This window comes from Rossellomorea sp. QJM3NY_18 (assembly GCF_056173145.1).
In genome coordinates this window covers 1,279,376-1,292,276 of the sequence record NZ_CM149659.1, presented here as the reverse complement: position 1 = coordinate 1,292,276, position 12,901 = coordinate 1,279,376, and the positions used below count along the sequence as shown (strand labels likewise).

Here is a 12,901-nt window from a genome sequence, read left to right as displayed (position 1 = left end):
AATTATCTCGAATATGAGATATATAATTAAAAAAATAAGACAAGTTATCTCGAATATGATTATTTTGATTTCGAGATAATTGTATAATATTCTTCTCCACTCTGTCAATATCTATTTTCAACATTTATTGAAATGGGTTGGAGTAAGAAAAAGAGGTCCGTCCCTTTTCTTGAGGGACGGACCTCTTTCGAAATATCGATTAAAAATCGAAGTTGTCTGGATCTGGACCAAAACGTTCGTCCAAATTCAGTTGGTTGATTTGATTCATTTCTTCCAGTGAAAGCTCGAAGTTGAACAGATCTGCATTTTCTTTGATGCGGTTTTCATGAACTGACTTTGGAATGATGATGACATCATTCTGAAGGTGCCAGCGCAGAATCACCTGTGCAGCAGACTTTTCATGCTTATCTGCAATGTGGTTTAATGTAGGTTCATCCAATACACGCCCTTGAGCGATCGGTGACCACGCTTCGACTGCGATATTGTGTGAAGCACAGAATTCTCGTATTTTCTCCTGGTTCAGACGGGGATGTAACTCGATTTGATTTAATACAGGCTTTTCATTGCCATTTTTCATTAAATCTTCAAGATGATGCTGATGGAAGTTACTTACACCGATTGATTTGATCAATCCTTCGCCATGGAGTCTCTCCATTGCTTTCCATGTATCATTGTACTTTCCTTCTACCGGCCAGTGAATGAGATACATGTCCAGGTAATCCATCTCCAGCTTCTTCAGGCTCGTTTCAAATGCCTTTAAAGTCGTATCGTAGCCTTGATCACTATTCCACACTTTCGAAGTGATGAACAGGTCTTCTCTCGCTACTCCACCTTCTTTCACCCCTTGTCCTACGCTTTCTTCATTGTCGTAGATCGCGGCGGTATCGATGGAACGGTATCCGGACTGAATCGCTGCTCGAACAGCCTGGACCGTTTCAGACGGATCTTTCATTTGGTAAACTCCTAAACCGACATACGGAATTTCGATCCCGTTATGTAGCGTTTTCGTACTCTGTAAGTTTTTCAACATATTGCATCCCTCCTGATTCACTATTTTACAAACTTAATCTGCATTTTGCTAATTTTATGATTCCGGGATATTCCTTGATCAGAAAAAGGACCGTCCCTCGGTTTAAGGGGACGGTCCTTTTCTTCTACTTTGCCTACCGGCCGATAAATTGTTCTCTATTCTTTCCTATAAACGCAAGCTTATGAAGGGGTCGTGTCATGGCGACGTACTGGAGTTTGATGTCGAGTTCGTTATCCGGGTTGAAGGATTCTTCCACCGCAGCGATGATCACCACGTCAAACTCGAGTCCTTTCGAGAGATAGGAAGGAACGACCACAATCTGATCTTTCGGGATCGATTCCTGTTCTTCCAACAGCTTTACCTTCCCGGGCTGCCTATCTTGAAGGATTTCGCTTATTTTCACACAGTCCTTCATGCTTTTTCCGATGACGGCGAAGGTTTGGAATCCTTCTTTCCGTCCTGAATCCACTTTCTTCTCGATGAAGGAAGCGAGTTCATCCACTTCCACATACTCATCAAAGCTCGGAGAATCTCCGTGGCGCACCACCGGATTCACTTTCGGAAAATCATAGGGCAGGAGACTAAGCAGTTTATTCGCTTCCTCCATGATTTCAATCGTTGTACGGTAGCTTTTTTGAAGCTCGGTGTACGTCGCCCTCGGAAAGATGTCCCGGTAAACCGGTTCCCAGGACTGAAGGCCTCGGTATGAGTGGATCCCTTGAGCGAGATCCCCGACCAGTGTGAACATGTCGGTCTCAAGTGCCCGCTTCAATGAATAGAGCTGCATATAACTATAATCCTGTGCTTCATCTATGACGATGTTTTTTGCTTTATGAAACTTATCGATTCCGAACAAATGGGATTGCAAGTATAGGAGAATGGCCAAGTCTTCTACTTCATACTGCTTCTTCTTTGCATATTTCAACGTGTACTGACAGAGCTGTTCCGCCTGTCTCCCGCTGAGTTCCCCCTTCGAGTAGGAAGCAAGGCGAACGGGATCCGAGAACAACTCGATGAAATATTGATGCAGATTCTTCTTTTCAAACTGCTTCATATATCCATTGACACTTGTTCGTATCGCTTTCTTGATCTCGTCCACACGCTCTGTTTTCTTATCCAGTGCTTTCGAGACATATTCCTTTCGGTTCCCTGCCTTTGAACGTTCAAAGAGTGCGGTTTCGATCCGCTCATCAAAGAATTTTTCCACTTTTTCTACCATTTGCTTCTTGTTCGAGCGGACATAGCTTTGAAGGAGTGACTTCAGCTTTTCCATCCGGCGATAGATTGGCATATACGTATATTCCTCTTTGAAAAGATGAGTGAACCTTTTGGCGGTGTAGAGCTTGTATTTATCCACATAGAAGTCCTTTGATGTATAAAAGCGCTGTTCGACTTCTTCTATATAAAGCTCGAGAATTCTCCTGAATGCTTTAGACCCTTTGAATCCTGATATCCATGATGCGGTCTCCACCTTTTCATCATGGGTCTCGATCAGCTGAATGAGCTTGTTATCTTCTACAATCGTAAGCTTCTTTTCTAAGCAGGTCATGACATAATCCGTGAATGTCGTTTGCCTTACCCGCTCCACCCCAAGCTCCGGCAGCGCTTCTGAAATATAGTCTATGAACAAATTACTCGGGGCAAGGATCATCAGTTGTCTCGGATCAAAGTGCTGTTTGTAGTTATAAATAAAATAAGAAATCCGGTGAAGGGCAATGGTTGTTTTCCCACTTCCCGCCGCCCCCTGTACAATGATCGGCTTGTTCAGGTCGGCCCGGATGATCCGGTTCTGTTCCTCTTGGATGGTGGAGATGATTTCAGTCAGCCGGTTGCTGGAGCTTTTGGCTAATGAATCCTGAAGCAGTTCATCGGTGGTCGTTAAGTCAATATCGCGAATTTCTTCCAAGCATCCATCCTCGATCATGTATTGCCGCTTCAGGGACAAATCACCTTCGTATGTTTCACCTTCCACCTCGTATGAGACATCGCCGATCCTTCCTTCGTAGTACAGGTTGGCGATAGGGGATCTCCAGTCGACGATGATTTGCTCCTGATTTTCACGCTGATACAAGGAGGTCTTCCCGATATAATGCTTCTCAACCTTGCCGGAGCCCTCATGTTGAAAATCAATCCGGGCAAAGTACGGTTTCGTCTTTGCTTTGGTCAGGGACTCCAATTCTTCTTTGGACATCTCAAAAAAGCTTGAGTTCGTCAAGATATCGATGTAGGCGGCACTCGACTCTCCCCAATCAATATCTCCAAAAGCTTTTTCCATGTTTTCCTTATACTTTTCCTTACTCGTCTGGGATGTACTGATGACCACATCAATATAGCGCTTCGTAAACTCTAAGCGTTCTGATTCACTTGAAAAATCGGGATGAATAGTTGATTCCTTCGTCATACATTTCTCCTTCCAAATGTTTTAGCCGCAATGGAGAAAAAACGTCCTGCCACTTCCACCAAGGTAACGACTCTCAGTGGGGAAAACGTTTATAACGAAAAGCGGAGGCGGCTCGATCTGGCCCGACAAGCATAAGATGAGGCTGGCGAGAAGACACTTTTTGCCTTCTTGAGAGACTCCGCTTATGACCTCGAGGGCCTAGCCGCCGGAGCTAGACACTATAAAGACATATCGAAATCTGTAAAAATTATGTAGGCGTTTGGGAGCAGAAATATATATTATCAGATAATTCAGGAATAAACAAGTAAAAAAACCCTCCACCTAATCAGATGAAGGGTTCTTCAGTTTATCCAGAGGGAACACAATCCGGAAACTAGTGCCCTTACCCACTCGACTCTCCACGGTAATGACACCCCTCATGGCTTCGATGATCCGGTAAGAAACCATCAGTCCGAGGCCCGTTCCCTTTTCCTTCGTAGAGAAATAAGGTTCGCCGAGTCTCTCTTGTTGATCCGGTGTCATTCCGACTCCGGTGTCAGTGATGGAAATGCATACGGTCCCTTTTTGAATCTTCGAAAGGATTGTGAGCGTACCTCCATTGGGCATGGATTCGATGGCGTTTTTGATGATGTTGAGAAAGGCCTGTTGGAAACTGCGGGTGTTCCCAACGATGGAGGCATCCTCGATCTGTTTATGTACTAGCACCGATTGTTGATTGCTCAAGGGTTCAACCATGTCGGTGAGCTTATGAAGCTGCTCTGAAATGGAGATGTTCTCTACTTGATCCGGATCCGGTTTGGCAAATGTGAGATAATCGTTGATGATTTCTTCTGCCCGGTTCAGTTCGGATGAAGCGATCGTTAGATATTGTTCCCTTTTTCCTACAGGAAGATTTTCCTGATGGAGCAGCCTCAGGAAACCTTTGATCACCGTCAAAGGATTTTTCACCTCATGGGAAATGCCGGCGGCCAGCTGAGCGAGCACTTCCATCTTTTCTATTTTCACGAGTGCTTGTTTGACTTGAATCTGTTTCAGCAACGTCTCACATATGTACGTCAGGATCAGCATGCCCAAGGAAGGGAGAAAAATAAAATTTATCAGATAGCTTTCGTCGATCACAAACACAGTCATTGCCTTCGCAATAAGAGCTGCTGCGATGGAATGAATCGTAAAAAGCACCACTGAGAATATGATCTTCTTCCTGCTTGATAACCGGTTGAAATTGAACCATTTCACCCCGATGATCGTCAAGAGGTAGATCACGGCATAAATCACGAGTGCTACCATACTCCAACTGTAGATCATCGTCCTGGATACCAATAAGACAGCGAGCAATGCGAGACCTGTAAATGGACCGCCATACAGAATGCCGAGAACAAACGGGATCATCCTCAGATCGTGGACACAGTATGGGTTATTGTATATGGGGGAGAGCATGCACAGAATAATGGCGATGCTTAAAGAAACAAGGGTTGCTAACCTTGTATACCAACCGTGTATCATCTTTTTTTCAACAAGGAAAAAAATTAAAAAAATACTCAAAATGATATAAAAGAAATTATTAATGACTTCCTGATTAAAAATAATCATCCTTATCCTTTGACCTTTCACGGAAATTGTCTTCTTTATAAAAATTCTACCATACTAATCCCTATATCGTTACAATTATATATGTAGCCTTACATAAGAGAACTCTCCTGTACACCTACAGGAGAGTCATCACCTTACACCGTTTTCAATTGTTCACCAAGATATTTTGCCAGCTTAAGCATTCCGTATTGTCCGGACTTCGCCTCGGCATCTTTATTGTAATTCGTATTCGTGTTCACGTCATACGTGTAGATGTTGCCTTCTTTGTCCTGGATAAATTCAATCCCGGCAATATCGATTTGATTCGCATGCAAAAATGCTTCATATGATGTCAGGATGTCATGTGAAAAGTTCTCCCTGATCTGAAATTTAGGCTTGTCTTCCTGTTCCCCTACAGGACAGAATAGATCATCTACTTGACATACATCAGCAGGACATAACTCGAATCCTTCCGATGTATCCACCTTCACTGCATACATGAACTTACCACCTATGAATTCGCAGCGTGTAATCGATGCATCGGGTGCTTCAATGTACTCCTGTATGAGTGTCGTGCCGTCTAACGGTTCTTCAAAGTTGTCACTGTACACATAATTCTTCAATGCTTCCACAGATTGGAACAACTGAACTCCCAAACCTTTTCCTGCACGATTATGCTTCGTGATAAAGGATGGTTTATCAAGCTTTTCAGCAGCTTCGATTATCTGTTCTTTCCCAACTGCTGCAATGGTTTCCGGTGTCTTGATGCCTGCAGCATTCAAGGCCATATACTGATTCACTTTACTTACTTCCAAGCGAAGGGCACGGCTTCCATTCAGGACTTTCCGTTCGTTCCGCTCTAACCAGGATAGAACGCTTTCCGTCAATTCCGGTGCAAAACGATGGTTTCGCGTATGCGACGAGGCACTGATTCGATTATAGAAAATACCTTCCGGAGGCTTTGATGATAACTCGACGAGTCCACGATCAAGGAACCATTCCTCATAAGGCAATTGGAGCTCATCAAGCCTGGACGTTAAATGATTGGTCCATTCACTGTTTTCATGAATGATATGAATTTTTTTCATGGTCATTACCCCATTTGTTCGTAAGATTTTAAAATAAAGTCTTGCAACACAAAGTAATCCTACTATAAAAGTAGGATTTAGGCAATGATCATGGATTCACTTTGACTTACGATTCGTCCTCATTTGAATTTTCATGCCGCTTTTCGTCAGGAGGTCACGGACTTTGACAGGTGCCTCTAGCCGCACACTCCTAAAATCGTCCTTCAGGATGTCTCGGATTTCCTGCAGGACTTCAAAATTGTTCGTCCGATTCACCTTAGAAGCCTGATCACTGACAGTTAAGCGATTCACCAGTTTAATCATGAGAAAAATACTCGTGGCAATAAGAATAAGGTCAACCAATGAGCCAAGGAACTTCCCCAATCCAATCACCCCTGTCTTATCTGAGGATGCTTCACTAGTTTAAGATATGGTGAAAAGGAGTGAGTTATGAAGACTATAAAATTTCTTATAAAAGATATCTTCCTACGATTGCGATTAACACAATACATGCGACAACCCCCATCAGGATGACGAGTCTCTTTTCTTCCTTGTTCCCCTGCATTGTTTTCCCTCCCTCTTATGAGTTTCACAACTTAGACGCTTCCACGTTCAAACAATTTTGTATTCAATATGACCGGATCAGGATGTTTATTTTCCAGAAATAGTTTAAATGCTTCCTCCCCTACTTTTCTTATCGGTACTTCAAAAGATGTGATATCGAGGGCATCGGCAAGGGGATGGTTATCAAAACTGAGGATCGCCAGGTCATCTGGAATCCTAATTGATCTTTTTCCCGCCTCTGCGACCATCCCCGCAGATACTTGATCGCTCGTCACGATAAGGGCGGAGGGCTTTTCTTCCATGTGTTCCCATGCACTCAACACATCCCGCCCGTCTTGAAGATCGTAGCGGTCATTGAATATCCACTCGTCACGTACGGGATGGCCGGCAGCCTCTGCGCTGTCGAAGAATCCCCGGATCCGCTCTTCGCTATTCGTCCCAAATGTCCTGTGCAAACACAACCCGATTCGCGAGTGCCCTTTAGAATAAAGATAATCAAGCCCACTGCGAATCCCTTGATAATGATCAATGAACACCTTTTTATAAGTGGGGTCATACACGTTTTCACAAAAAACCACATTAGGATTGATAAATGAAGCAAGAGCATCCAGAGAATTGGAGCGTGACGTCAGGATCAATCCATCGACTTCCTTCATCTGAAGTCGATGAAAGGCATCCAGTTCAGCCCCCCTGTCATAATCCGTCTGAAAAAGCTGGAGGTGATAACCATGTTTTAACGCTTCCCCTGCTATGCCTTGAAGAATCTCACCGAAGTAAGGGAGATTCAAATAGGGTAGGATCACTCCGATACTATAGGTTTTCCCTTTTGATAAATGGACGGCATTCGCGTTCTTTATATAGTTTAACTGCTCCACAGCATCAAGGACCTTTCTGCGCTTCTCTTCTTTCACATAAGGATGATCATTCAATACCCTCGAAACGGTTGATACAGAAACTCCTGCAAGCTTCGCAATACTTCTAATATTTGTCATACCCATACCCCTCAAGTAACCATATTCCAATCAAAAAATATCTCTTCAAAAAACGCTTGCTCTGAAACGCGTTTCACACTTTAAAGTAAATCATGCAAGGATCCAATGGCTATTTCATTCCCAAATCATGATAAGGAGGCTATACTATGCTCGGCATTTTATCCTTACCCATTCTCTGTGCCATCATCATCGGCGGAAGTTACGCTGCATTAAAGCCCATCCATTTTCACACTCCCTACGATCATGATGATCCCTTTGAGAACATCTACAACTCTAAGCTCCTTTAGTTCATACGAGGCTTAGACATAACTAAATCCATTTCCTTTAAAGACAAAAATTAGTTAGGATCACTTGTTACACCGCTATATACTCTTAGTATGCTTTAGCAATTGTTATAAAAAGACCATTTCAACAAGGTTGTTATACATACATAGACTGCAGTTTTCGAATGTTCGCTCATTTTGGATGTGTCTGAGCAAAATGACTCATTCATGTAATGTTAGACAGTAATCGGTCACTGCAACTAATAAAATGAGAGTTGGTATATGTAATGGTGAAACAATCTCTACATTACATTATTATAGTGAAGACTTACACTTGAAAATTTGATTGGAGCGGAAGGTGCTCGACTCCGACGGGAACAGCGGGAAAGTCTGAAAAGCGGAGGTGGCTTGCTCAGCCCCGACAAGCATAAGATGAATGGGCTAAGAAGGCGTTCTTGTGCCTTCTTGGACTATTTAGCTTATGACCTCGAGGGGCTAGCCACCGTAGCTGGATCTTGAGACCCCACAGGGCAGCGCCCGAGGAGGCTCAACTCACGCCCCGCGGAAAGCGAGCACCTGGAGCGGAAATCAACCACTACTCGCTACAGCCAAAAGCAACAGTATTTACGTAAATAGCCGTATGATAATACTGAACCATTTTCTTTTATATTCAAAACATCCACCGCGGATCGTTCTTTCACACATCCTAAAACTTCATTCCTTGACGCAAACTATAACGTCGGTTATATTGTTCGTATTGCTTTGTGACTTACAAAAAGTAAGTAACTCACAAATATATACCACATTATAACATTTCTTCATACATCAAGGAGGCATACTCATGGATAATTTCTTTCAAATCGTCGACGAACGCCGCTCCACGAAAGTATACGACCCTCACGTGGAAATCCCCCGTGAGGAATTAGTCAGCCTGCTCGAAGCGGCTGGGAAAGCTCCATCTGCCTGGAATCTGCAGCAATGGAAATTCCTTGTATTTGACCATAAAGAAGTACAGGAACGCTTACTTCCGATCGCCTATCACCAGCAGCAGGTACATGATGCTTCTGCTGTAGTGGCTATACTTGGTGATCTCGAAGCCAATAAGAACATCGATCCCGTCTTTGATCCTGCGATTGAAAAAGGCGAAATGACGGCAGAAATCAAAGAGGTCCTTAAGAAACAAATCGAAGGCGCGTACAGTCGTGAGGAATACCCGCGGGACGCTGCATTCAGCAATGCGTCACTCGCTGCCATGCAATTCATGCTTGCCGCGAAAGCGAAGGGCTGGGACACTTGCCCGATCGGTGGATTCAATCCGGCTGCCCTTTTAAGCGAATTCAATGTATCTGAGCGTTATCTTCCCATCATGCTGATCACAATCGGAAAACCGCTTCAAAAAGCACGAAAGACTGATCGCCTGGATATCCGAAACTTAATTGATTGGGCAGAATAAGACGATGAAAAAGCCACTGCCAATAGGTGTGTGGCTTTTTCTGTCTGTTAAAAAAGTACGCTCTTTTCAATTTGTTTCATTTTATAGAAGTACCCTTTTTTGCTCATCAACTCCTCATAGCTTCCTGCTTCCACGACCTTCCCTTTGTCCATCACGACAATCTGATCCATTTCATCAAGTCCCGTTAAACGGTGACTGACGAGAATGAGTGTATCACCATCGGCTGCTGTATACAGATGGTCGAAAATCTCTTTTTCCATCAATGCATCCACGGAAGATGTCGGTTCGTCGAGCATCCATAACGGTGAGTCTTTCAAAAGGGCCCTTGCGATCGCTAACCGCTGCTTTTCTCCCCCGGATAGATTCTCTCCTTTCTCTAATACTTCATCCTCTAAAGAAATGTGATCCAGTTTCACACTATCCAATGCCGACTCCATTTCTTCTTCTGACAAATCATCACGCACCATCATCAGATTTTCCTTTATTGTGCCATAAAAGAAATGGTTTTCCTGAAGAACAACATTGGCATGCCGCCACAATGACTCTTTATCGATATCCTTAATGGAAGCATCATTTACGAAAATGGCCCCTTCATCCGCTGGGTAAAAATGTAATAACAATTGAAGTAATGTCGACTTCCCTGATCCCGATGGGCCTACGATCGCTGTTTTCGAACCTGCGGGCAGCTCGAGACTCACCCCATCCAATGTCTTCCTTTCCTCACCAACAAAGGAAAAACTCACATCCTTCATGCAAAAGGAAGGAACCTCCCCTTCAAGGACCAAGCCCAATGGAGGTCCGTCCCTCTCAATAGGTTCTTCAGGCATGATAGTAGAGAGTCTGGTTGCCGCCCGGCGTGAATCTTCATAGTGGGTCGGCAGGAGCGCCATTGGTGTGGCATTTTCGAATACAGTTAATGAGATCATGACAAGCATGGCAAGAAATATTCCGTCCAGTTGACCTGCTGCTACTGAATAAGCCCCCAAAGCCAAAACGATCCATGAAATAAGCAGGGAAACCAGGATGTTCGTTGAATGACTAAAGAGGGAATACCGGCTCTCCCTTTCCTGCTCACTTACATACCCTGTTGCTGCCTGAACAAGACTTGCCTCTTTATCCTCCAGTCTACGATAGATTTTCAGGTCCCTGAATCCATACAGGAATTCAGTCACCTCTGTCGATAACTCCCCTCGTCTTTCCCGCAGAGTCGCCTCTATCTTTCTCTGTTTAAAAGCGAAGTAGGCGGGGACGATATAGCCTGTCAGCAATAGTCCTCCGAGGATGACCAAGGCAATCGAAACAGAGTAAAACACCGTAAACAAAATCGTGCTTAAAAATACCATCACAAGTATGACTGGCGGATAAAAGACACGGAGAAAGAAATTCTGCAGGCTCTCAACATCCCCTACGATTCTTGAGAGGAGATCCCCGCTTCTGTAACTCCCGAAAATCCCCGGTGCGAGCGGCTCGATTTTTTCGTAGATGGAAACCCGCAAGTTCGCCAAAATCGTGAACGTGGCCCGATGGGAAAAATAACGTTCCCCATAGCGGCTAACCGCCTTCGTTAAACCAAACATTTTTAAAAGAGCAATCATGACGATCAGGGCGTAAAGCGGTACCTCCAAGGCCGCCTTGGAAATTAAATATCCACTTGAAGCAAATAGTCCCACAGAGGTTATTCCAGCCAGAAAGCCCAAAAGAATCGAATACACAATATCCTTCTTTTCCTTCATCATCAACTTCACGACAAATGCTAATTCTTTCATTTAACGTTTCACCCCTTGCTGTACATTCACCATTTCACAATAGTGAGGGGCCGATTGCATGAGTTTTTCATGAGTTCCCATCCCAGCCACTCTCCCCTTATCCAACAACAAAATGGTATCTGCTTTACGTATCGTGTGAAGGCGGTGCGCTACGGTAATGACAGTAGCACCCTTAGCCAACTCCTCCATCGAAGACTGCAGGATTTGCTCGGTACCAAGATCCAATCCGGTTGTCGGTTCATCAAACAAGACGAGGGACGGACCTTTGAGAAACGCCCTTGCAATGGCAATGCGCTGTTTCTCTCCGCCGGAAAGGCCTCTCCCCGCTTCCCCGACCGGTGTATCATAACCCTTCTGAAGGCCCGCGATCATTTCAGCAATCCCTGCTTTTTCTGCAGCGAATTCGATTTCTTCACGGGTGACCCCCTCTCTTCCCCCGATCTCAATATTCTCAGCTATCGTGCCTGAGAATAAGTACGGATTCTGTGAGATGTAACTCATTTGATCAAACCAGTCTCTTTCCACGTATTCGCCTCTTGATACTCCATTAATGAGGATATCTCCCTCTGATGGATCAAGCAGACCCCCTATCAGATGAAGCAGGGTTGTCTTCCCTGCCCCACTCTGACCGACAATGGCCACTTGGCCCCGTGATGGGAAGACGGCGGTGACCCCTTGCAGGGCATATCCTTTTTCACCATAAGAGAACTCGAGGTTACGCAGTTCAATGGTGGGAGATTTCCCATTTGCGGACATTTCCCTATTCCCCCATTTGACCGGCTGATCCTTATCCTGAAGCTCCTCCATGACCTTCTTAGCGGCACCCATGCTTCCACGCCCGGTATGAAACGCATTCCCCAGCTCTTTTAAAGACTGATAGAATTCCGGTGCCAGGACAAGAACGAAGAAAGCGGTAAAGAATGGGATACTCCCAAAGACTACCAACTTCAGCCCCACCTCCAGGGCGATCAGGCCGATACTTAGCATGGAAATGAATTCAAGCATCAACGAAGACAGAAATGCCGTCTTCAATACGTCCATGGTCGCTTCCCGGAAGTCCAGACTACTTGATTTGATCCCCTCTTTCTGTTGAGCTCCCCTCCCAAGTAACTTTAAAGTAGTCAATCCTTGAAGAGTATCGAGGAATCTTCCTGAAAAAGCGGTCAGCTTGTCCATCTGCTTCTCTGATTTCTTCTTGGTCATGACCCCGATGATGGCCATGAATAATGGGATGAATGGAGCCGTCACCACCATGATCAAACCTGTATACACATGCTCCGTGAAGATGGTGATCAACAGGATCAAAGGAACGATGGAGGTTTGAATCCTTTGAGGTATATACTGACTGTAATACCCGTCCAACCCATCGACCGCATCCATCATCGTACTGACCTTTTGTCCGGATTGACCCTGAATGGAGGCCTGAATCGGGTTTTTTGCCCATTTCTTTAACAGCCGTTCCCTCAAATCCTTCTTCACCGTTGCGGCCATCCTGATTCCTGTCTGTCCATTGAAATATGAAAGGAAAGCTCTCCCCGTAAGAACAACAAGCAAGGCCCCAAGCATCGGGAGGACTTCCTGGAACTCAAGCTTCTCTATAAAAATTGCATTGACAATGCTTACGAGCAAATAAGCCTGTCCAACAACGACTCCCCCCATCAACAGGGACGCCCCATAAAGGGTGAGTGTTGATGCTCTTTGCTCTTTAGCCAATTGATTAAGCTCTTTCATCGCAGTTCTCAACTCCAATGTTAAAAGTTAGTGAAATATTTCACAATCTAATAACTTCATTATAG

At 44.5% G+C, this 12,901-nt stretch carries 9 protein-coding genes and 1 pseudogene; 2 read left to right on the top strand and 8 right to left on the bottom strand.

Translation table 11 applies throughout. From position 1 onward, the window contains the following. Positions 1-199: 199 nt before the first annotated feature. The 6 genes and pseudogenes from AC0VXY_RS06705 to AC0VXY_RS06680 all read right to left on the bottom strand — a co-directional run bounded on the left by AC0VXY_RS06705 (position 200) and on the right by AC0VXY_RS06680 (position 7,623). Positions 200-1,030, bottom strand: a complete 831-nt coding sequence (locus AC0VXY_RS06705) for an aldo/keto reductase (RefSeq protein WP_475527356.1) — start codon at positions 1,028-1,030, stop codon at positions 200-202. Between the two features lie 133 nt (positions 1,031-1,163). Beyond that, positions 1,164-3,431, bottom strand: coding sequence for an RNA polymerase recycling motor HelD (helD, locus tag AC0VXY_RS06700; protein ID WP_475527355.1), 2,268 nt, complete (start codon positions 3,429-3,431; stop codon positions 1,164-1,166). A 321-nt stretch (positions 3,432-3,752) separates the two neighbouring features. After that, complete coding sequence (locus tag AC0VXY_RS06695; RefSeq protein ID WP_475527354.1) at positions 3,753-4,934, bottom strand: ATP-binding protein; 1,182 nt, start codon at positions 4,932-4,934, stop codon at positions 3,753-3,755. 221 nt (positions 4,935-5,155) lie between these two features. After that, the gene (locus tag AC0VXY_RS06690; RefSeq protein ID WP_435992211.1) at positions 5,156-6,088 is read right to left on the bottom strand and encodes an ATP-grasp domain-containing protein; all 933 of its coding nucleotides are present in this window, start codon (positions 6,086-6,088) and stop codon (positions 5,156-5,158) included. A 96-nt stretch (positions 6,089-6,184) separates the two neighbouring features. Beyond that, positions 6,185-6,463, bottom strand: a pseudogene (locus AC0VXY_RS06685) (MscL family protein); the annotation flags it as partial. A gap of 200 nt (positions 6,464-6,663) precedes the next feature. Then, positions 6,664-7,623 (bottom strand): LacI family DNA-binding transcriptional regulator, encoded by a 960-nt coding sequence (locus AC0VXY_RS06680; protein WP_475527353.1) that lies wholly within the window; start codon positions 7,621-7,623, stop codon positions 6,664-6,666. A gap of 146 nt (positions 7,624-7,769) precedes the next feature. Between AC0VXY_RS06680 and AC0VXY_RS06675 the strand changes: the two genes are divergently transcribed. Both AC0VXY_RS06675 and AC0VXY_RS06670 read left to right on the top strand, forming a co-directional pair. Beyond that, positions 7,770-7,910 carry a hypothetical protein gene (locus tag AC0VXY_RS06675; protein ID WP_435992215.1) on the top strand — a complete coding sequence of 47 codons (141 nt, stop codon included), beginning with the start codon at positions 7,770-7,772 and terminating at the stop codon, positions 7,908-7,910. Between the two features lie 811 nt (positions 7,911-8,721). After that, on the top strand, positions 8,722-9,339 hold the full coding sequence (locus AC0VXY_RS06670) for a nitroreductase family protein (protein ID WP_435994592.1): 618 nt from the start codon (positions 8,722-8,724) through the stop codon (positions 9,337-9,339). A gap of 47 nt (positions 9,340-9,386) precedes the next feature. Here the strand turns inward: AC0VXY_RS06670 and cydC are convergent, their stop codons facing one another. Beyond that, positions 9,387-11,105 carry a thiol reductant ABC exporter subunit CydC gene (cydC, locus tag AC0VXY_RS06665; protein WP_475527352.1) on the bottom strand — a complete coding sequence of 573 codons (1,719 nt, stop codon included), beginning with the start codon at positions 11,103-11,105 and terminating at the stop codon, positions 9,387-9,389. Next, entirely contained in the window at positions 11,106-12,836 is a 1,731-nt protein-coding gene (gene cydD, locus AC0VXY_RS06660; protein ID WP_475527351.1) for a thiol reductant ABC exporter subunit CydD, read from the bottom strand. Positions 12,837-12,901 lie beyond the last annotated feature (65 nt).